This is a genomic window from Bdellovibrio sp. HAGR004 (genome assembly GCF_055397015.1).
In genome coordinates this window covers 1,760,317-1,780,653 of record NZ_AP029176.1, presented here as the reverse complement: position 1 = coordinate 1,780,653, position 20,337 = coordinate 1,760,317, and the positions used below count along the sequence as shown (strand labels likewise).

The window sequence follows — 20,337 nt, the reverse complement described above, 5'->3', positions numbered from 1 at the left end:
GAGCATGAAAATACCCTTTAATATCCCACCTCGAAGTTCCAACGAGGAAAACTATATTTCTCAAGCCATCGCCGCGAAAAAACTCAGCGGCGAAGGTCAGTTCAACAAAAAGTGCGCTGAGTGGCTGAATAAAAACATCCCAACTCTGATGACGGTGATCACTCCCTCCTGCACTTCCGCCCTTGAAATGGCGATGGTGTTGGCGGACCTTTCTCCGGGAGATGAAGTCATCCTGCCCTCTTTCACATTCACCTCCACGGCCAATGTCGTTGCCCTGTATGGCGCCACACCCGTGTTTGTTGATGTCGATCCCCAGACAATGAATATTGATGTTGATGCCATTGAAAAAGCGATCACGCCGAAAACCAAGGTGATCATGCCCGTTCACTATGCTGGCGTGGGTTGCGAGATGGATCGCATCATGGATCTGGCAAACAAACACAATATCTGGGTTGTGGAAGACGCGGCTCAGGGAATCTTTGCTTCTTACAAAGGCAAGAACCTGGGAGCCTGGGGACACATGGCAGCCTTCAGCTTCCATGAAACCAAAAATATCGTCTGCGGTGAAGGGGGAGCTTTAACCATCAACGATCCCCGTCTGTTGGCACGTGCAGAGATCGTGCGTGACAAAGGAACCAACCGTCAGCAGTTCTTAAATGGCCAAGTTGATAAGTACACCTGGCAGGACAAAGGATCATCCTACCTGCTATCAGAGCTGGCCGCAGCATTCTTGTATGCACAACTTGAGGACGGCGAAAAGATCACAAAAAAACGCCTGACGATCTGGAATAAGTACTATCAAAACCTCGCTGACCTGGAAAAAGCCGGAAAACTTCAGCGCATGACGGTCCCGGGTGAAGCCCACCCCAATGCGCACATTTTCTATATGTTGCTCCCAACCGCACAAATCCGTCAGGATCTGTGGTCTTACCTGAAAGAACGCGGCATTCAGTCCACATTCCACTATGTGCCACTGCACTCGGCTCCGGCAGGATTGAAGTATGGCCGCGTAGCGGGTTCCCTTGCTGTGACTGAGGATCAGGCTGCACGCCTTTTGCGCCTGCCGATGTACGCTGATCTGTCTGCGGAAGACGCACAGACCGTTTTGGACGAAGTTCATAATTTCTTTAAGGAGACCCGATGAAAGGCATTATCCTTGCCGGCGGAGCTGGCTCTCGTCTTTACCCAATGACCCGGGTGATGACCAAGCAGCTTCAATCAGTTTACGACAAACCCATGATTTATTATCCCCTGAGTATTCTGATGCTGGGGGGGATCAAGGACATTCTGCTGATCACTACTCCGGACGATCAGCCGTTGTTCAAGCGTTTGTTGGGCGACGGCTCCCAATTCGGGATCAAGCTTTCTTACAAAATCCAGGAAAAGCCCAACGGGCTTCCTGAAGCTTTCGTACTGGGTGAAGATTTCATCGGCAATGATGATGTCTGCCTGATGTTGGGGGACAATCTGTTCTATGGCGATCTGACCTTCTTCCGGGATGCGATTCAGGCACAGAAGAATAAAACCAATGGTCTGAATGGCCGTGTGTTTGCTTACTACGTTGCCGATCCATCGGCCTATGGCGTGGTTGAATTCGACAAGAACACCAAGAAAGTGAAGTCCATTGAGGAAAAACCCAAGGTTCCCAAATCCCATTATGCGATTCCGGGACTTTATCTTTTCGACAACACGGTTGCCAAACGCGCCAAGGCCTTAAAACCCTCCCCGCGTGGCGAGACCGAGATCGTCGATCTGATTTTGGCTTACCACAACGAAGGCACCCTGGGTGTTGAAATGATGTACCGGGGCCTGGCATGGCTGGACACAGGCACACCTCGCTCATTGCTGGATGCGGCCTCATTTATCGGCGCCATCGAAGAACGTCAGGGCATGAAAGTGGCCTGCCTGGAAGAAGTCGCTTACCGCATGAAATTCATCACTCTTGAGCAGCTTCAGTCCATAATGGCGGAGCTGCCAAAGTGCTCTTACCGCAGCTATCTTGAAAAAATTATCTCTGAGGAACTATGAGAAAGACTGTCATGCTGACCGGTTGTGCCGGTTTTATTGGATCTAACTTTGTAAAAACCGTAGCCTGCCGCGAGGCTATCAAGGCGGAATACGACTTTGTAATCGTGGATGCATTGACCTATGCCGGCCGCCTTTCCAATATCGAGGCAGAACTGCAAAACCACAACAACCTGACCTTCGTTCAAGCAGACATTCGTGACACACAAAAAATGCACGACCTGTTCACAAAGTACAATTTCACCGGGGTTTTAAATTTTGCAGCGGAATCCCATGTGGATCGCTCGATCGAAAATCCGAACATCTTTGTTGAAACTAATGTTCTGGGAACTTTGAATCTCTTAAAAGAAAGTCTGGCGGCTTTTGAAAAGAATCCGAACTTCCGCTATCTTCAGGTTTCCACGGACGAAGTCTACGGCACACTGACCATGGAAGATCCGGCCTTTACCGAAGAAACACCGATTGCCCCTAACAGCCCGTACAGCGCGTCGAAAGCCAGTGCGGACCTGATGTGCCGGGCCTTCTTTGAAACCTACAAACTGCCGGTGGTGATCACTCGTTGTTCCAACAACTATGGCCCCTTGCAAGTTGAGGAAAAATTCATCCCTTTGATGATCAAGCGTGCCTTGGCGAATGAAAAGCTGCCCATCTATGGCACGGGCATGAACATTCGCGACTGGATCTATGTGGATGACCACAACGAAGGCGTGTGGCTGGCCTTCACCAAAGGAAAATCCGGCGAAGTGTACAATCTGGGTGGAAACTCTGAAAGACAGAACCTGGATGTTGCCAAGATGATCCTAAAGCATCTGGGTAAGCCTGAATCTTTGCTCAGCTTCGTCACGGACCGTAAAGGACACGACTTCCGCTATGCGATTAACTACTCCAAGGCCCAGCGCGAACTGAATTGGAATCCCACAGTGCGCTTTGAGGAAGAAGGACTGGCAAAAACAATTGAGTACTTCAAAAATCTATGGGCGAAATAAAAGTCCTGCACTGTATCCAGTCCCTTTCCTGGGGGGGACTGGAAATCTATACAGCCGAGCTGATTCAAAAGCTTGCCGAAGCAGGCGTTGATCAGCGCGTGTTCTGCTCAGCCCACTCTCGCGTGGCCGAGGAGCTTCGTCATACCAACGTGGAACTGATCACCTTCCCGGAGAAAAAGCTTTCCAAACTGAAAGCGGCCGCGCTGATTCGAAAAATCTGCCGTGAACACAAGATCACACATCTGCACTCGCACACCCGCATAGACATGTGGTCCTGTGTGCTGTCGCGCTGGGCTTCATCGCATCCGAAGCATATCTACAACCTGTACATGAACGCTCTTCCCAAAAAAGATCTGGTTCATCGCTGGCTTTTTTCCAACGTCGATGCTTTGTGCAGTTCCTCTGAATGGGTTCTGAGTGAGGCGCGCAAGAACTTCCCTATTGATCCGAAAAAACTGCGCCTGATGCGCTACGGACGCAAGACTGAGGACTATCACACAAATCCCGAACAACGGGAACAACTGCGTCTGAAAATGGGGCTTGGTAAAAGTGATCTGGTCTTTGGAACACTTTGCCGCATTGATGCCGGCAAAGGCGTGCGCGAACTGGTGGAGGCCCTGGATTATCTCAGTGATGAAGAAATCAAAAAGATTCACATGGTGATCGTGGGTGATCCGACAATTCTGGGGCGCACATCAGAAGGTCATCTGACTTATGAAACCCAGTCTATCGAGCTGGCGGACTGGATCACAAAAAAAGCCTCAGAGCCCCGCTTAAAAGGACACCTGCATCGCGTGCCCTTTCAAAAAAATTTCATCCCTTACATTGATATTCTGGATGTTTTTATCCTGGCCTCTTACAACGAGACCTATTCACTGAGCGTTCTGGATTCCATGCTGATGGAAAAACCTGTCATTGGAACAGATGCCGGAGGCACGACGGAACAAGTCGGTCAAAATGAGCGTGGTTTTCTGACAGCCCCCCGCAACGCCAAAAGTCTCAGCGAGGCCTTGCGATATTACATCCAGAACCCGGATCAGGTACCCCTGCAAGGCGCCAAGGCCCGTCAGTGGACCCTGGCGCAACATTCGTGGCAACAAACCCTTACCAAAACCCTGGCCTTGTATGATGAGCTGGGAAGGAATTAGTCGTGGCTAAAGTCTATGATTGTTTTTCGTTCTTCAATGAACTGGATCTTTTGGAAATTCGCTTGAATGAACTTAATGACGTTGTTGATGTTTTCGTTTTAGTCGAAGCCACCCGCACCTTTCAGAACAAACCTAAGGACTTGATCTTTGAAAAAAACAAAGAGCGTTTTGCCAGGTTTTTGCCGAAAATCCGCCATGTCGTCGTGGATAAATACCCGACCTTTTTCACCCGCTTTCGCCGCACCAAAACCTGGGATTTTGAGCGCAATCAAAGGGACTTTGTCAGTAAGGGTCTGACGGACTGCCAGCCGGACGATTTGATCTTGCTGTCTGACGTGGATGAAATTCCACGCAAAGAAGCTATTGAAAAAGCCAAGTCGTTGCCTTACCTAAAGGTCTTCCGGCAGAAGATGTTCTATTACTATGTAAATTGTTTTGTGTACGACTATAACGAACCCATCGAATACTGTGCAGAGGGCTATATGCCATGGCATGGAAGCATTGCGGTTCATTATAAGGATTTCACAAACTTCGAAGATCTGCGCACATCACGCAATCAGAAGAAAACCAAGCGCAGCTTCATCGAAAACGGTGGCTGGCACTATAGTTGGCTGGGCGGAGTGGATCGAGTTCTGCAAAAGCTGGACGCTTATTCCCACCAGGAGCACAACACCGAAGCCAACAGATCCCCGGAAAGAATTCGCGAATTGATTTCTTCCGGCGGTGATTTGTTCGGAACAGGCATTAAAACAAAAATCGTCGATCCTCTGGCGGACTGCCCGGACTATCTGCGCACTCACCTGCAGAACTATCCGGACTTTGTCCTAAAATAAGACGGAAAACCTAGGGGACTCCCAGAGCGCGGAGTCCTTGCACCACGGCCACAACGATCAAGTAAGCGCCGACGTTAAAGACCACCAACTGCATGATCGCAAACTTCCACGATCCCGATTCGCGGATCTGCACGCCCACTGTGGACATACACTGCAAAGCAATCAGGAAGAAGATCATCAAACCTATCACAGAGCTGACAGTGAAGATCTTTTCTCCGGCCGCATTGGTGGCCGTGCTCATTTGTGTCAGCAGGGCCTGTTGTTGAGTGTCCTCGTCTGTGTCCGTGATATTGAAAGTCACCGCCATGGACGAAACAAACACTTCACGGGCGGCAAAGGCTGAGATCAATCCCACACCCACACGCCAGTCCACACCCATAGGGGCCACCACAGGCTCGATGAACTTACCCATCTGACCCACATAGCTGTCTTCCAGCTTTTGATGAGCATCTTCTGTTTGGTAATTCGGGAAAGTTGTTCCCACCCAGATGATCACAGCGAAAGTAAAAATGATCGGCCCGGCACGTTTCACATAGGAAAGAGTTCGGGTCCATGCCTGACGAAGAAGAACACGCACCTTCGGACGGCGATAAATCGGAAGCTCCATCATAAAGAATGAAGGCTCTTTACGTGGGATGAATCTACTGACCACTCCAGCGGCAATCGCCCCCACAATGATGGATCCCAGGTAAAGTATCGCCATCGCAAGTCCGGCATAAAGAGTGGACTGTCCATGGAACAAAAACGCGATACACAAGGCATACACCGGCAAACGCGCCGAACAACTCATCAACGGGATCACAAAGGCCGTAATCAGGCGATCTTTGGTCGACGGGATGTTTCGGGTCGCAATAATCGCAGGCACCGCACAGGCAAACCCTGACAGCAACGGCACGAAAGAACGACCACTCATTCCCAACGCTGAAAACGGACGATCAATCAAAGTGGCCGCTCGCGCCAGATAGCCGGTGCTTTCCAGAAGGCCGATAGCAATAAACAAGATGAAAATCTGAGGTACAAAAACCAGAAAGGCTGCAAAACTTGCCACCACGCCGTTAGCCAGGAAGTCCGCCCACAAAGTGCCAGGCCCCAGTGCCGCGACCTGTTCACCCATGGTTGTAAACCAGCCATCAATGGCATCCATAAACGGTGCTGCCAGCCAGAAGACACTGGCAAACAAACCACCCATGATCAGAATGAAGAACGCAAATCCAAAAACCGGATGCAACAAGAAGCGATCCAGCTTTTCCGTCGTGGCCACAATACGATTCAAACGCTCTTGCGCATGATCAGTTTTATGTCGCAAAGCCTCTTGCGCAATACGCTCGCATTCCTTCAGTTTCTGTTCTTGCAGCTCAAAGCCCCAAGGAACCGGGCGCGACGGAGTTTGCGAGGAACCCAGCTTCTGAGCGGCCGCCACAATTTCACGAAGACCGCCAGCCAGCAGACCATCAAAAGCCATCACAGGACAGCCGAAGGTTTGACTTAGATAATCGAAATCGATCTCAACCCCTTCACGACGAAGCAGATCCGACATGGTGATCACCACCATCATCGGGAAGCCGGTTTCTTTCAGTTGCATCACCAGTTGCAGGTGGCGGGAAATTTGTGTTCCATCCACCACGACAATGATGCCATCGATTTTTTTCACTTTCGGATTTTCATAGATTGAACGCAACGTCACCCATTCATCGGCGGACTTCGGGTGCAGACTGTAGGTCCCCGGCGTATCCATCGCCAGCAGGCCCTCACCCAGATGAGGCGCCAGATGGCCGATGGAAAATTCCACTGTTGCCCCCGGATAGTTCACCGTCTTAAAGCGTGAGCCTGTCAACCAGTTGTACAGGGTTGTCTTACCGGAATTCGGCGCGCCCACCAGAGCTATGCATTTTTCTTGAACTGCTACTTCAACATCACTTGAGCGCATGCGGCTTCCTCACTTCTCAGGGCCAGAAAGCTGGTGTTAAAACGAATCAATAAAGGACCCCCAAATGGGGCTTTACCCAAAACCGTGATCAGGGAGCCCACTCGAAGCCCCATTTCATGCAAACGCTCACGCAAGACGTCCTCACCGGTAAATCCAGTGATCTCAACTCGTTGCCCGGTTTTGATCGCAGTATCGTGTAACTTCATACTTTCCTCTGTCTGTGTACCTCTTTGTTAAGAGCTTGCCGACCTAAAGGGAAGTCCTTTAACCCGCCCCTGGGGCGTTGAAAACTAAATGAAAATGATTCCGAGCTCCACTCGGACGCCCTATCTTAGTCCGGTTTTTAGGACCTTTGGTTAAGTTCCAGCCTTCAAAGCCGATCCGAAGTCTATATGGATTTTAGTATTAAGACTTCAATCGGTATTAGCAGCTTGATCCTTCTAACCCACCTTCCTGCAGCGGCTTCGCAGTTGTTTTATTCCCCTGCGCTGTGCTCCCCTGAAAACCTTACCATCTTTGTGACAAACACATCCTCAGAACCGCAGCGAGTCTGGACTCAGGTGAGATTCAACCACGAACTTGATGAACTTCATCACGATCTGGACCCCAAGTCTCAGATCAAAATTCGCGGCACGGAGTTCCTGCCTGAAACTAAGGGCTTTTCCATCAAAGCCTGGGATAAAAATGTTGTTCAAGTCAGCAGCACTTGTGCGGATTCCTTCAGCACTCCCTTGAATGATACGACCTCGCCTGAAGTGACTCACTGGCTGCCGTCTTCTGTGCAAACCGTAAAGCTTCATATTATGAACCTTTACTTGAAGTCCAACTCGGTGCAATTGAAGGCCTTCAACCGCCTGGGGGCTGAGATCGGAACCCGTGAAATTCAACTGAAGAACTATTATGATACAGAGACCTTCAAGTGGTCCCTGGGACAAGAGATTGCCCGTATCGAAATTCAAGGCCAGGAGCGTCTGCACTCCGTTCTAAGTTACGACGCCGGTACTTCTGAGAAGGTCAGTCCTGCGCTGGCGATGCAGCCAGTGCGCCTGTCCGTAGACCTTTCAAAAACCTATTTCCTGGTGTCCACCCGAGATGCCCGTCCTGAGGAAGCCTTCGTTATTGCCTTGGATAAACCTGAATTAATCGCCACCGCCCGGGAGCAGATTCGCAATCCCGCCTTGGAAAAAATCGTGGTGGCGGGCATTGAGTTGGGCCATGGTGGTTTTAACCGGGCCTTCTTATCGCGCGACAAATCGCCTTATTCATGGTCTGTGAATCGCGTGGATGCGTTTGCGGACTTTGCACATATCGACTGCGATGGCAGTCCCGAACTGACAGAAGAACGCCTGATGCAAAAGCTCAACGAAGGCGGTCGTATCTGTTTCTGGCGCTATCGTGTGGTGAAAGAAATTTCAGCTGAAGAGGTTTCTTCAGGGAAACTTAAGCCTTAGCAGGAGCTACGGTGGAAGCCCCCTGCCCGCGGGTTTCCTCCACGTAAACTCGCACGCTTTTAACCCCGTACTTCTTAAATTCCAAATAGAATTCCTCGGCCAGCAGGCTGGAAAGTTGTTCCACGCTGGTGTTGGTGACAGGCAACAACGTCACTTCATTTAAAGGGAAAACATAGAAACGGTCACGGAAGGTGACCTCCAAAGACCGGTCCGTCTTTTTAAACTTCATGTCTTTTTGTTTTTCCGGCAACAGTACAATTTCGTCCCACTGATCCAGACGGGCCTTGATGTATTTCTTAAAGACATTGAAATCCAAAAAATAACCATCAGCATGCAATTCAGCCTCAGACGGTGTTTTGATGTCCACTTTGACTTGATAGTTATGACCATGCAGACGCTCGGCGTGCGTTTCGTCAAAGATCAGAAAGTGCGCGGCGGAAAACTTAAAATTTTGCTTCGCCAAATGCAATGTGGTCGTGGACATAATCACCTCGGAATGACTATAGTAGTAGCATGAAATTCGAACTCAAGCAGCATTTTCAAATTGAATCCGCCCGATTCCTGCCTCACCTTCCGGCAAGTCATCCGTGTTCTCGCATGCATGGACATAGCTTTAAGCTGATCCTGACATTGGTGGGCGATTTGGACCCGCAAATTGGCTGGGTGATTGATTATAATGACATTCAGGCCGCGATGAAGCCTCTTTTAGAGCAGATTGACCATCGCGTTTTGAACGAAGTTCCGGGCCTTGAAAATCCCACGTCCGAGCTCTTGGCAAAATGGCTTTATGACAAAGCCATTTTGGTGCTGCCAACTTTGACGAAAGTCACTGTGGCAGAAACACCCCTGACAGAGTGTTCCTACCCGGCTTAGTTTCTTATGAAATCAGGCTGGCGTTCACGCGAACGGCCGGCCCCAGATTCAGATTCTTTTCATACTTCTGACGGAACGCCGGTGGATACAACATCACCACCGTGGATCCCATGCGGAACATACCCAGTTCCGAGCCTTTATGAACCGGAATTTCCGGAGAATACTGTTTATGCTGGAAGATGTGCGGGCCTTTTTGATTGCCACGGATGGTCTCATCAAAACTCAAAACGATGTGCCCCACGTTGGTGGCCCCCACAAAGACAACACCCACCGGCCCCAGATCCGTTTGAATCTCGACCAGAACACGTTCGTTCACAGAGAACAAGTTCGGCACATTGGTGGTGCTCCACTCGTTCACCGGCCATAGCTCGCCTGGCATATAGCGAACATCGGTGATTTGCCCATCCACCGGGGAATGCACGCGGTGATAGTCTGTCGGGCAAAGATAGTAGGTCATAAAGAAGCCACCGGCCCATTTTTTTGAGCAGTCCGGATCTTGCGTGAACTCACTGAGTTTGTAGGTAAGCCCTTTTGCCTGAATCAGAGTGCCATCATCAATAGGCGCCGCTTGGGTGATTTTACTGTCGGCCGGGTGCACCGCCCAGGAAGACCCCACAGGTCGGATGCCCGCCTTCAAACGACGGACAAAGAACTCCCCAATGGAAGGATACTCGTAATAAGGCTTTTCCGCCTCGTTCAGGTCGATGTTGTACATCCACGCAAAGCCGCGGATGGACAGGCGAGCCCACAAAGAAGGCCCCTGCCAGTGCATGAAATAACCGATCCAGCGGCTGAGGCGACGTTTTGGAAGAATTCTTGTAATTGCTGACATAGAAATCTTTATATCTAAGACGGACCCCTTTGTCACCAAAAGGACTTTCAAGTATGATAGTTCTCAAAACACACCCCCTTTTGGTCCTTAACAGGGACCCGGAGTCCAAAGCAGCATGTCCAAGATTTTCCAGAATCTCGAAATTCCTATTGATCAAGACCTTGATGAAAAGCTCCAGTGGCTGATGCCAGAACACGGCCCCTATCGAATTCTGCGCCAAAGCGTCGATGCGCGTCGCTCACACTCCCCGCACTTTGTTTATACGATTGAAGTTGCGGAAAAAGGTGAAACCCTGTCTTTGCCCGAATTTAAAATGGAGCGCATTGAAAATCCCAAGGAAAAACCTTTGATTGTGGGCACCGGCCCGGCGGGTTTATTTGCAGCTTTGCGCTTTGTGGAACGTGGCGTGCCTTGTGTGTTGTTTGAGCGAGGTTCTGACAGTGGCGAGCGCATCAAAGGCATTAACCAGTACTGGCGCTACGGCAAGCTGGATCCACGCAACAACGTCTGCTTCGGCGAAGGTGGCGCTGGACTTTATTCTGATGGAAAATTGATCACCCGTATCAAGTCCCCGCATATTCCTTATGTCATGAACCGTTTGGTTCAGTTCGGGGCTCCTGAAGAAATTCAATGGCTGTCAAATCCTCACGTCGGATCTGACCGAATTCGTCGTGTGATCCCAAAACTGCGCGAGTTCCTGCGCGCCAATGGTTGCGAAATTCATTTTAACACCCAGGTCACTGAAGTCTTGCTGGAAGGAAAACAGGTCGTGGGTGTGCGCACAGAGCACGGAACTGAATTCCGCTCACCTCATGTGGTTATGGCTACAGGGCACTCGGCCGAAGATATGATCAATCACTTGCGCGACATCGGCGTCAAACTTGATGGCAAGTCATTTGCCATGGGTCTTCGTGTGGAGCATTCTCAGGCGGCGATCAATAAGATTCAGTATCGTCAGTTTTCAGAACACCCGAAACTGGGTGCTGCCAACTATAAGCTGGCCCATCACGACAACAAGTCTGGCATTGGGGTTTACTCTTTCTGCATGTGCCCGGGCGGCTATGTTCTGTCTTCAGGCACCGAAGCTGATGGGATCGTCTGCAATGGAATGAGCAATTACAACCGCAACTCGCCTTTTGCCAATGCCGCGATTGTGGTCAGTATTGATCACGACAAAAATTTCGGCGACGACGTCTTTGGTGGCATGAAAATGCGTCGCGAGCTGGAAACCCGCGCTTATCAGGCGGTTGTGAAGGCCGGAGGCACACGCGAACTTCCTGCACAGAATCTTTTGGACTTCCTGTATGGAACCAACAGCAAGACTGGCCCACGTCCTTTGCGTGCGGGTTCATCCCCGTCGGGAGCCTTGAATGTCCGTCTGGACGAACTTCTTCCTAAAAACATGCGCGATCGTCTGCGCGAAGGTTTTGAAAAATTCCAAAGCAGCATGAAGGGCTTCTTGGTAGAGGACGCGCAAGTCTATGGCGTCGAGTCCCGCACAAGCTGCCCGGTTCGTGTCACCCGCGACGATGAAACTCTGGAAAGTGTTTCCCACAAAGGACTGTACCCCGCAGGTGAAGGTGCCGGCTACGCCGGAGGAATCACTTCCGCCGCCTGCGACGGAGTCCGCATAGCCGAAAAAATCATCGCCCAACTCTAGGAAAAGGTGCCTGGTTGTTTTTTCTGGCTACAGCGCAGCAGTACTATATATATTCAATAAAAAGCCCACAGCCCTCAAACTGTGGGCTCTTTTTTTCGAACACTCCTACTGATGCATTGTAGCCAGAAAAACCGGGTGGGCCCTTCTGCGGAGGTGTGCCCGGCAGTCACCTTTTGTCTTGGCGTGGTGCTTGCAAATACCCTCTTCGTCGAAAATGAAGGGGGATTCATGACACTCAAACCACTAATCGGAGCCATTGTGACTCTGATGATCGGAGCTTCGGCGTCTGCGGCTCCGCAAGAAACCAAGCAAACCGTACTGACCCGTACCACTCAATCCGGAAACATTATCAGAGGCGAACTTTCTGCCAACGTGTACAAACAAGAGCCCTATCAGGCCAACTACACCGAGCAAGTTCCTTATCAGGCTGAAGAAACTTACTACGTCGATGTTCCCTATCAAGCCCAAGAAACCTACACAGTTGATGTTCCTTACCAAACCACCGAAACCTACTACGAAAACGTTCCTTACACGGAACGCGTGTCCTACACCGACTATGAAGAATACTGGGATACGGAATATCAATGCCGCAACGTCACCAAGTATCGTCAGGAATGTTCCAACGAACGTCTTTGCGAACCCGGTGGCCGCACCTGCCAACCCATCACCGAATGTGGCACCAATGCTCGCGGTGAACGCATCTGCAAAACGCGCAACGAGTGCACCGAAGGGCCTCGCGTCTGCCGTGATGTTCCAAGCTGCCGTCAGGTTCCCTACACCGACCGCGAATGCAGCCACGAACGTGTTCGCAAAACTCGTCCTGTAACCCGCTACCGCGAAGAAACCCACTATAGACAAGAACTGCGCACACGCACCGTGACCAAATATCGTCAGGAAACCAGAACTCGCACAGTGACCAAGTATCGCTCTGAGGCCCGCACTCGCACAGTCACAAAGTACCGTGAAGAAACACGTTGCTGCGTAACAAAATATCGTGAGGTGTTCGACCATCAGTACACTCAACCAGTGTCCGTGATCTTCCCGCAAGAGGCAGCTTTGCTGGCTGATGAGTCTGAGAAAATCAAACTTGTTCTGAATGGCACAGAAGCCAAACCGGAAGTTCAAGTGACTGTACAGTCTGAGATCTTCACTTATGTTGTGGCTGAATCCAGACAAGAAGGCCGGGAGAAAGTCTTCGTGATGAAAACAACTCCGAAGTGGAATGATGCCAACGCAGGCACCGCAACTGTTTCTGGCCTGAAACTTCAGTTCAATAAAGGGCAAGGTCAGATTACTTTCAAAGAAACAATCGGTTCTGCGCGAATGACTTCTGTTTATACAGTAGTCATTCGTGATCAACAAAGCCAGGCCGTGGTCTTTGAACAGCGTGCGGAAAACACGGCGGCCAAGATCGTGACCATTGCGACTCCGGGCCTGGCTCGTGAAGGTCAATACAGCATCCTGCTACGTGTAGAACGCCATGGTTTCAATGTGGCCTCCGGCGCCTTGAACTTTGAGCAAACGGCCGTCTATGAAAAGAAAGACCTAGACCAGGACGAAATTCAGAACCTGAAAAATGCGTCTCAGGTGCAGATCCTGCGCATTGAAGGCTCCGGGGCTGAGCGTGTGGTGATCATCCGCGATCAGACTCCAGCAATGGAAGAAGTTCAGTCCCAGTACAAACTGGTTGTTTGGAAAAAACTGACCAATGGCAAAATTGAATGGTTGGGAGAGAAAAACTTCACTCGTGAAGCCATCACTTTGGCGGGTGACGAGCTGGGGATCGCCCTCAAAGCGATCAACCTGAACCCGTCATCTTCCACAAAACTGTACATGGACCTTGTGGTTCGTCGTGACAGTGCCCAATACCTGGGTGGTCAGAAAGTTCAATTTATCGTGAATAAAACCTTCTAACGGTCCTGAAGGTTACGGCCCCGTTCCTCCACCTATAGGAGCGGGGCCGTTTTTATTTTTGAAACACTACTATGAGACTTCTCCTCGCAGCGGGAAACCCTCCCCAAAGTCTCCCCAAGAAGCATAAAAACAAAGGGAGCCCGACTCACCATCAGACTCCCCATCTCTCCTCAAAACACCTAACGCACTATTGCCAGAAAAAACAACCAGGCACCTTTTACTAGAGGTTGCGGCGGTATTGGCCGCCCACTTCATACAACGCCTGGGTCATTTGATACAAGCTGCAATGTCTTGCCGCTGTCATCAATGCCGCGAAGATGTTGCCCCCATTCAAGACTGTGTTCTTGAGGTTCTGCAGTTCTTTTTCGCCTTCGGTAGCATGGCTGTTCTGGAACTTGTGAACATTGTCCAACTGGGCGTTCTTTTCTTCGTAAGAAGCACGTGCCAGTTCAATCTTCGGTGGCACATAGTCTGCTGCCATCGTTTTTGGATCGATGAACGTGTTCACACCGATGATCGGCAAAGTGCCGTCATGCTTCAGTCTTTCATAGTACAAAGACTCTTCCTGGATTTTAGAACGCTGGTACTGAGTTTCCATCGCACCCAAAACGCCGCCACGCTCATTGATCTTCTTGAATTCATTCAAGACCGCTTCTTCAACCAAGTCGGTCAGCTCATCAATGAAGAAGGAACCCTGCATTGGGTTTTCATTCATCGTCATGCCGAACTCGCGGTTGATGATCAACTGAATCGCCATCGCACGACGAACGGATTCTTCCGTCGGCGTGGTGATAGCCTCATCGTAAGCATTGGTATGCAAGCTGTTGCAATTGTCATAAAGAGCAATCAAAGCCTGCAGTGTTGTTCTGATATCGTTAAAGTCAATTTCCTGAGCATGCAAAGAACGCCCGGAAGTCTGGATGTGGTATTTTAACTTCTGAGAGCGATCATTGCCCTTATAAAGATCACGCATCGCCACGGCCCAAATACGGCGGGCCACACGTCCCAGAACAGAATACTCCGGATCCAGACCATTACTGAAGAAGAACGAAAGATTCGGAGCAAAGTCGTCCACTTTCAAGCCACGCGCCAAATAGTATTCAACAAAGGTGAAACCATTGGAAAGTGTAAAGGCCAACTGAGAGATCGGATTCGCACCGGCCTCGGCAATATGGTAGCCCGAAATACTGACAGAGTAGAAGTTACGGATTTTACTCTTAACAAAGTATTCCTGGATATCACCCATCATCTTCAGGGCAAAGTTGATAGAGAAGATGCAAGTGTTCTGACCCTGGTCTTCCTTCAAGATGTCAGCCTGAACTGTACCGCGCACCTGTTGCAGCGTCCATGTCGCCAGATCATTCCATTCTTCCTGAGAAAGTTTGCGACCCAGTTCTTTTTCTTTCTTTTCCACCTGCTGATCAATCGCGGTGTTGAAATAGAAGGCCAGAATCATCGGAGCAGGACCATTGATGGTCATGCTCACAGATGTATTTGGATTGATCAGATCAAAGCCTGCATAAAGCTTTTTCATGTCATCCAATGTACAGATGCTGACACCGGACTCTCCCACTTTACCAAAGATATCCGGACGCTGATCAGGGTCCTGACCGTACAAAGTCACAGAGTCAAACGCCGTGGAAAGGCGATGAGCCGTTTCACCCTTGGTCAGATAGTGGAAACGACGATTGGTTCTTTCCGGCGTGCCTTCTCCGGCAAACATACGCTTGGGATCTTCGTCCGCACGCTTCAGCTGGAACACACCTGCCGTGTACGGGAACTCACCAGGAACGTTTTCCAGTTTCAAATAACGGAAACGATCGCCCCAGTCTTTAAACTTAGGCACCACCACACGACGGATTTTTGTTCCCGACAAGGATTCGCGCACCAAGGGCTGACGAATTTCTTTGTCACGAACCTTGAACACCAGCTCGTCGCCGGAATAGGTTTCGATCAGACCTTCATAGTTTTTAAGCTGATCGATTTCTTCCTGGGTGAACTCGGCTGACAACTCTGCCTCGACCTTTTTCACCGTCTCTGGTTCTGTCCCCAAAAGCGGAGCCACTTTTTGCAAGCCGCCCAATTGGGACGCTTTTTCGGCCAAAGTTTCCGTGCGTTTTTTGTATTTGTGAATTGTGGAGGTGATTTCCGCCAGATAGTTCTGGCGATCTGCCGGAATAATCACATGTTCTTCCGCAGACAGGATGTTTTCCTTGTACTTGCTGTCGATCACCCACTGACCGGGTTGTTTTTCATTTAAGATATCAGCCAGTCTAAAGAACAACTTGTTCACGCCGCCATCATTGAACTGAGACGCCTGAGTCAGGAACACCGGCACCTGAACTTTTTCATCAAAGATTTTTCGCGAGCGTTTGTATTGTTTCGTCACATCACGAAGAGCATCCAAAGCCCCACGACGGTCGGCCTTGTTCACCGCCACCAGGTCAGCAAAGTCAATCATGTCGATTTTTTCAAGCTGAGACTGCGCACCGAAGTCCGACGTCATCACATACATAGACATGTCGCTGACTTCCGTAATCGCCATATTGCCCTGACCGATACCGGAGGTTTCCGCGATGATAAAATCAAAATCCAACTGACGGATGAACTTTAAGATATCCGGCAAAGAGGAGGCTATTTCACGCCCCGAACCACGGGAAGCAACAGAGCGCATGTAAACGTGGTTGCGGGACAAAGAGTTCATACGAATACGGTCGCCCAACAGGGAACCACCGGTTTTGCGCTTGGACGGATCCACGCACACCACGGCAATCTTCTTGTCTGGATAAGCGTTCAGATAACGCTGAACCATTTCATCAATCAAAGAGGACTTCCCCGCCCCACCCGTTCCGGTGATCCCCAAAACCAGCGGCTGGCGGTCTTTGGCTTTAAAAGACTCCAGACCGAAATTACTCAAGGAAGAATCCTTGTGACCATTTTCGATCGCCGTCAAAGCCACACCCAATTCCACAGAAGGAATGGAGTCGCCTTTGAAGATATTCTTTTTGGTTTTAAATTCTTTTTGTTTTGCCAGAATGTCGAAGTCACAACCTTCCACGATCATCTGGATCATGCCTTCCAGACCCAAACGACGTCCGTCGTCCGGGTGGAAGATTTGAGCAATGCCGTAAGCCTCAAGCTCTTTCTTTTCGTCATGGACGATCACACCGCCGCCACCGCCGAAAATACGAACGTAACCGGCCCCGGCTTCATCCAGAAGGTCCTTCATGTACTTGAAGTACTCCATGTGGCCCCCTTGATAGGAGCTGATGCAGACGCCCTGAGCGCCTTCCTGCAAAACAGCCTTGACGACGTCACTCACTGAGCGATTGTGCCCCAGGTGAATGACCTCCGCGCCCATGTCCTGAAGGATTCTGCGCATGATGTTGATACTAGCGTCGTGGCCGTCAAACAAAGCGGCGGCAGTTACGATACGGATCGGATTCTTCGGTGTGTATGCCATGTGTCTTATCGACCTTTAAATTCAGCTTTACGTTTCTCAATGAAGGCGCTTGTGCCTTCTTTCACATCTTCAGAAGAGAAGAGCTCAGCAAAGATTCTTGCTTCGTTCTTTTGCGCCTCTTCCACGTCCATGTCCCAGGCCTGATTGATAGAGAACTTCGCAGAACCCACGGCAATCGGCGCCTTTGACAAAATCGCTTCGACCGTTTTCATCACGGTGTTCATCAGCTCTGCCTGTGGAACAACTTTGTTCACCAGACCCAAGGCTTGAGCTTCCGCCGCCGTGATCATGCCGCCTGTATAGGTCAGCTCACGGGCGCGACGTTGACCGATGGCACGAGCCATGCGCACAGTCCCGCCAAAGCCCGGGATCAATCCCAGGGAAACTTCCGGCAAACCAAACTTGGCATTTTCAGAAGCATAGATAAAATCACACCCCAAAGCCAGTTCACAGCCGCCCCCCAGGGCAAAGCCATTCACTGCCGCAATAACAGGGATTTTCAATAACGTCAGTTCATGGAAGATGCTTTGACCGCGTTCAGCGAAAGTCAGCGCTTTTTCTTCATCCAGCGCATTGATTTCTTTGATATCCGCACCAGCCACGAACGCTTTTTCACCGCTACCTGTGATGATCAGCGCGCGCGCATCGGAATAGTCCATCTCACCGATTTGACGAAGGGCTTCACCCATTTCATTCAAAACCGTGGAGTTCAAGGCGTTCAAAGCTTCCGGGCGATGAATCGTCAGAAGCCAGACAGCGTTGCTTTTTTGTTCAAGTTTAATTGTGCTAAAAGAGAAATCCATTATCAGTCCTTGCTAAAAATTACTTCGCAGAATAGTCGTAGAAGCCACGACCTGATTTGCGACCCAACCAACCCGCTTCAACGTATTTCACCAATAGCGGGCATGGACGGTATTTGGAATCACCCAGACCTTCATGCAACACGTTCATGATCGCAAGACAAGTGTCCAAACCGATAAAGTCTGCCAAAGTCAATGGACCCATTGGCTGATTGGTTCCCAACTTCATCGCGTTGTCGATCGCCTCAACAGTAGCAATACCTTCATGAAGTGTGTAAACAGCTTCGTTGATCATTGGCATCAGGATGCGGTTGACGATAAAGCCTGGCATGTCTTTCACGGACTCAACAAAAACTTTGTCCATTTTTTCCGCCAGAGCTTTCACTGTCTTGAAGGTTTCATCAGAAGTTTGCAAGCCACGAATGCCTTCCACCAGCTTCATCAAAGGCACTGGATTCATAAAGTGCATACCTGCCACTTTTGTTGGACGTTTGGTCACGCCTGCAATTTTTGTGATGGAGATGGAGGATGTGTTAGACACCAAAAGCGCTTCTGGTTTTACGATCGCATCCAGATCTTTGAAGATTTTAAGCTTCAAATCGACGTTTTCAGTCGCGGCTTCGATCACGATATCGCAATCCTTTAGACCAGCAGTTTCCTGGACAGTTTTAATACGTCCCAAAAGAGTTGTTTTATCAGCTTCGGTCATGGCGTTTTTCTTAATCAGGCGATCACAGCTGCCAGAGATCGTGGCCATGCCTTTTTCCAAAGCCGCCCCACTGACATCCATCATCACGACATTGAAACCGAACTGAGCCGCCACCTGAGCAATCCCATTACCCATTTGACCCGCACCAACAACACCAATAGATTTAATCTCCATAAAAACCTCACTCTGCGTTATAAAAACAAAAACCAACCCCGAATTCGTACTTCACTTTGGTCCTGACGTCAAAAGTTCTCACTTCTGGTCTTGAGAGGACGTCCTTCGCCCCCTCACAATAGAGAAATGCGTTCAGTCTTAAGCCTGTCCCTGTCGATCATTTTTGCCTCCTCCAGCACTTTTGCGGCTTTAGCCACCGACGCTACGTCGGCCGTCTCTTTTTACCGCAACAAAAACAGCGCCTTTCCCTCTGGCCAGGTGAGTCGAAGCTCTCTGGAAAAAGCCCTGATTCGTTCGGAGATGGACGCTTCTTTCAAGGTCGCCTGGGATCACAAAGAATACACCATGACGGGGGATCGCATTCTGCGCGATATCCAGGTCGCCCGCTTTGTCGACACGCGCTACCCGATCAACCTGCTAAGCCTGAATCGCAGTGATGCCTCGATCGTCAAAGGGGTGCCTGGAAAGTACACACTGGAAGTTCTGGAGTGTGATGACTACTGGGCGCGAGTGCGCGATAAGAAAACCAACTCGGAAGGCTGGGTGGCATTGCAGCACCTGACTTCACGCCATGACGATGCCGGTGTTTATGTCAATCTGATCGACACCTACATTCGGGCACAACCTTCCAGCGACAGCAAAGTGCTGACCACCCTGCCCCGTCTGCAACGAGTGACTCCGCTGCTGACCAACGATGGTTTCCTGCGCATTCGCTATAAAAATCACATCGGGTATGTCGATATCACCCATTTTGTGAACCGCGCGGATTTTGCCACTTTGGCTTACCATCCTAAGAAAAACTGGATCACGGTGGCCTTTCGCAATAACAACAAAATCCTGACCAAAAAAGGTGAAAACGTTCCCATGAGCGAAATCCTGGGCTACGTCACAAGCCCTGTGCGTGGAGTCGTTGTGCGCCCGGATTCTGCATCCTACGGCCCGCCTCTGCGCGCCCGTGTGGAGATTCAAAAACCGGAAGCTCATATCTGGGGAGTCAGTCGCATCGACGGTCACGGCGAAGTCTGGTGGAAAAAAACTGACCTGCTTTTGCCAGAGGTAAAACAAGAATCTGCCTCCAACATTCTGACCGAAACGCTTTTGAAAAGAGAAATCTATTCCATCGCCTTTGAAAGCAAAACCTCTGTTCGGGGACTGGTTTCTTCAGAAGGCGTCTACCGCACGGACGACGGCCTGACCTGGACCGCCATCCCGCAATTTGGAAAGCAAAATTATCCCGTCAGCATCCACCCTAGCGGCGTATGGTTCGTCGGGTCCTTCAAAAGCACCAATCAGGGAAAAAGCTTTGAACCCTTCATCCGCTGGGACAAACTGGCGCAAGCCATTGAGTCAGCGTATCACCGCAACCCCAAGATTCTGCGTCTGACCCAGATTGAGTCCTTGCCTAACTCACAAATTCAGATTCATGTGGATACCGGAAGTGCGCGCGTGAAACTGCGCAGCTCGTTGGAAGGCAACACCTGGAATGTCGTTCGCAACTAAGCTCTTCAGCAGAGCTTAGTTCCACGCCCCCGCACACTTGTT

General features: G+C 50.2%; 17 protein-coding genes. 10 read left to right on the top strand and 7 right to left on the bottom strand.

What is annotated here, in order from left to right:
• The first annotated feature begins 4 nt into the window (after positions 1-4).
• Genes rffA through ACZ5ZV_RS08945 form a run of 5 tightly spaced genes read left to right on the top strand, consistent with a single transcriptional unit; the run spans position 5 to position 4,992 of the window.
• Positions 5-1,144, top strand: coding sequence for a dTDP-4-amino-4,6-dideoxygalactose transaminase (gene rffA, locus ACZ5ZV_RS08965; RefSeq protein WP_464121058.1), 1,140 nt, complete (start codon positions 5-7; stop codon positions 1,142-1,144).
• The gene (rfbA, locus tag ACZ5ZV_RS08960; protein ID WP_464121057.1) at positions 1,141-2,028 is read left to right on the top strand and encodes a glucose-1-phosphate thymidylyltransferase RfbA; all 888 of its coding nucleotides are present in this window, start codon (positions 1,141-1,143) and stop codon (positions 2,026-2,028) included. The genes rffA and rfbA overlap by 4 nt, the downstream gene beginning before the upstream one ends.
• Entirely contained in the window at positions 2,025-3,011 is a 987-nt protein-coding gene (gene rfbB, locus ACZ5ZV_RS08955; protein WP_464121056.1) for a dTDP-glucose 4,6-dehydratase, read from the top strand. Before rfbA ends, rfbB begins: the two co-directional genes overlap by 4 nt.
• Positions 2,999-4,159 carry a glycosyltransferase family 4 protein gene (locus ACZ5ZV_RS08950; RefSeq protein ID WP_464121055.1) on the top strand — a complete coding sequence of 387 codons (1,161 nt, stop codon included), beginning with the start codon at positions 2,999-3,001 and terminating at the stop codon, positions 4,157-4,159. Before rfbB ends, ACZ5ZV_RS08950 begins: the two co-directional genes overlap by 13 nt.
• 2 nt (positions 4,160-4,161) lie before the next feature.
• Positions 4,162-4,992, top strand: a complete 831-nt coding sequence (locus ACZ5ZV_RS08945) for a glycosyltransferase family 17 protein (RefSeq protein ID WP_464121054.1) — start codon at positions 4,162-4,164, stop codon at positions 4,990-4,992.
• 10 nt (positions 4,993-5,002) lie between these two features.
• Here ACZ5ZV_RS08945 and feoB read toward each other — a convergent pair whose 3' ends face one another.
• The gene (gene feoB / locus ACZ5ZV_RS08940; protein WP_464121053.1) at positions 5,003-6,919 is read right to left on the bottom strand and encodes a ferrous iron transporter B; all 1,917 of its coding nucleotides are present in this window, start codon (positions 6,917-6,919) and stop codon (positions 5,003-5,005) included.
• Complete coding sequence (locus ACZ5ZV_RS08935; protein WP_464121052.1) at positions 6,895-7,125, bottom strand: FeoA family protein; 231 nt, start codon at positions 7,123-7,125, stop codon at positions 6,895-6,897. Before ACZ5ZV_RS08935 ends, feoB begins: the two co-directional genes overlap by 25 nt.
• 186 nt (positions 7,126-7,311) lie before the next feature.
• Here ACZ5ZV_RS08935 and ACZ5ZV_RS08930 point away from each other — a divergent pair, with 186 nt between their 5' ends.
• A complete protein-coding gene (locus ACZ5ZV_RS08930; protein ID WP_464121051.1) occupies positions 7,312-8,370 on the top strand; it encodes a BP74-related protein in 1,059 nt (352 codons plus the stop codon).
• On the opposite strand, the gene ACZ5ZV_RS08925 is transcribed toward ACZ5ZV_RS08930, so the two are convergent.
• The gene (locus tag ACZ5ZV_RS08925) at positions 8,360-8,854 is read right to left on the bottom strand and encodes a 6-pyruvoyl trahydropterin synthase family protein (RefSeq protein WP_464121050.1); all 495 of its coding nucleotides are present in this window, start codon (positions 8,852-8,854) and stop codon (positions 8,360-8,362) included. The two genes, ACZ5ZV_RS08930 and ACZ5ZV_RS08925, sit on opposite strands and share 11 nt — an antisense overlap.
• 29 nt (positions 8,855-8,883) lie before the next feature.
• Here ACZ5ZV_RS08925 and queD point away from each other — a divergent pair, with 29 nt between their 5' ends.
• Positions 8,884-9,243, top strand: coding sequence for a 6-carboxytetrahydropterin synthase QueD (gene queD, locus ACZ5ZV_RS08920; protein WP_464121049.1), 360 nt, complete (start codon positions 8,884-8,886; stop codon positions 9,241-9,243).
• Between the two features lie 4 nt (positions 9,244-9,247).
• Here the strand turns inward: queD and asd are convergent, their stop codons facing one another.
• The gene (gene asd / locus ACZ5ZV_RS08915) at positions 9,248-10,075 is read right to left on the bottom strand and encodes an archaetidylserine decarboxylase (RefSeq protein ID WP_464121048.1); all 828 of its coding nucleotides are present in this window, start codon (positions 10,073-10,075) and stop codon (positions 9,248-9,250) included.
• 115 nt (positions 10,076-10,190) lie between these two features.
• Here asd and ACZ5ZV_RS08910 point away from each other — a divergent pair, with 115 nt between their 5' ends.
• A complete protein-coding gene (locus tag ACZ5ZV_RS08910) occupies positions 10,191-11,735 on the top strand; it encodes an NAD(P)/FAD-dependent oxidoreductase (protein WP_464121047.1) in 1,545 nt (514 codons plus the stop codon).
• 228 nt (positions 11,736-11,963) lie between these two features.
• Entirely contained in the window at positions 11,964-13,649 is a 1,686-nt protein-coding gene (locus ACZ5ZV_RS08905) for a hypothetical protein (RefSeq protein ID WP_464121046.1), read from the top strand.
• A 220-nt stretch (positions 13,650-13,869) separates the two neighbouring features.
• Here ACZ5ZV_RS08905 and icmF read toward each other — a convergent pair whose 3' ends face one another.
• From icmF to ACZ5ZV_RS08890, 3 genes are read right to left on the bottom strand one after another with little or no spacing between them, the layout of a single operon-like run.
• Positions 13,870-17,112: a fused isobutyryl-CoA mutase/GTPase IcmF gene (gene icmF, locus ACZ5ZV_RS08900; RefSeq protein WP_464121045.1), complete on the bottom strand. Its 3,243-nt coding sequence runs from the start codon at positions 17,110-17,112 to the stop codon at positions 13,870-13,872.
• A 5-nt stretch (positions 17,113-17,117) separates the two neighbouring features.
• Complete coding sequence (locus tag ACZ5ZV_RS08895) at positions 17,118-17,915, bottom strand: enoyl-CoA hydratase/isomerase family protein (RefSeq protein ID WP_464121044.1); 798 nt, start codon at positions 17,913-17,915, stop codon at positions 17,118-17,120.
• Positions 17,916-17,934: 19 nt separating this feature from the next.
• Positions 17,935-18,795 carry a 3-hydroxybutyryl-CoA dehydrogenase gene (locus tag ACZ5ZV_RS08890; RefSeq protein ID WP_464121043.1) on the bottom strand — a complete coding sequence of 287 codons (861 nt, stop codon included), beginning with the start codon at positions 18,793-18,795 and terminating at the stop codon, positions 17,935-17,937.
• Positions 18,796-18,921: 126 nt separating this feature from the next.
• Here ACZ5ZV_RS08890 and ACZ5ZV_RS08885 point away from each other — a divergent pair, with 126 nt between their 5' ends.
• Complete coding sequence (locus ACZ5ZV_RS08885) at positions 18,922-20,295, top strand: SH3 domain-containing protein (protein ID WP_464121042.1); 1,374 nt, start codon at positions 18,922-18,924, stop codon at positions 20,293-20,295.
• Positions 20,296-20,337 lie beyond the last annotated feature (42 nt).

What these genes read in the sequence shown, in the direction of transcription:
- ACZ5ZV_RS08905 (WP_464121046.1), top strand. Translation starts at nt 11,964, where the DNA reads ATGACACTCAAACCACTAATCGGAGCCATTGTGACTCTGATGATCGGA.
- ACZ5ZV_RS08925 (WP_464121050.1), bottom strand. Translation starts at nt 8,854, where the DNA reads ATGTCCACGACCACATTGCATTTGGCGAAGCAAAATTTTAAGTTTTCC.
- ACZ5ZV_RS08885 (WP_464121042.1), top strand. Translation starts at nt 18,922, where the DNA reads ATGCGTTCAGTCTTAAGCCTGTCCCTGTCGATCATTTTTGCCTCCTCC.
- icmF (WP_464121045.1), bottom strand. Translation starts at nt 17,112, where the DNA reads ATGGCATACACACCGAAGAATCCGATCCGTATCGTAACTGCCGCCGCT.
- ACZ5ZV_RS08910 (WP_464121047.1), top strand. Translation starts at nt 10,191, where the DNA reads ATGTCCAAGATTTTCCAGAATCTCGAAATTCCTATTGATCAAGACCTT.
- rfbB (WP_464121056.1), top strand. Translation starts at nt 2,025, where the DNA reads ATGAGAAAGACTGTCATGCTGACCGGTTGTGCCGGTTTTATTGGATCT.
- queD (WP_464121049.1), top strand. Translation starts at nt 8,884, where the DNA reads ATGAAATTCGAACTCAAGCAGCATTTTCAAATTGAATCCGCCCGATTC.
- rfbA (WP_464121057.1), top strand. Translation starts at nt 1,141, where the DNA reads ATGAAAGGCATTATCCTTGCCGGCGGAGCTGGCTCTCGTCTTTACCCA.
- rffA (WP_464121058.1), top strand. Translation starts at nt 5, where the DNA reads ATGAAAATACCCTTTAATATCCCACCTCGAAGTTCCAACGAGGAAAAC.
- feoB (WP_464121053.1), bottom strand. Translation starts at nt 6,919, where the DNA reads ATGCGCTCAAGTGATGTTGAAGTAGCAGTTCAAGAAAAATGCATAGCT.
- ACZ5ZV_RS08890 (WP_464121043.1), bottom strand. Translation starts at nt 18,795, where the DNA reads ATGGAGATTAAATCTATTGGTGTTGTTGGTGCGGGTCAAATGGGTAAT.
- ACZ5ZV_RS08935 (WP_464121052.1), bottom strand. Translation starts at nt 7,125, where the DNA reads ATGAAGTTACACGATACTGCGATCAAAACCGGGCAACGAGTTGAGATC.
- ACZ5ZV_RS08895 (WP_464121044.1), bottom strand. Translation starts at nt 17,915, where the DNA reads ATGGATTTCTCTTTTAGCACAATTAAACTTGAACAAAAAAGCAACGCT.
- ACZ5ZV_RS08950 (WP_464121055.1), top strand. Translation starts at nt 2,999, where the DNA reads ATGGGCGAAATAAAAGTCCTGCACTGTATCCAGTCCCTTTCCTGGGGG.
- ACZ5ZV_RS08930 (WP_464121051.1), top strand. Translation starts at nt 7,312, where the DNA reads ATGGATTTTAGTATTAAGACTTCAATCGGTATTAGCAGCTTGATCCTT.
- asd (WP_464121048.1), bottom strand. Translation starts at nt 10,075, where the DNA reads ATGTCAGCAATTACAAGAATTCTTCCAAAACGTCGCCTCAGCCGCTGG.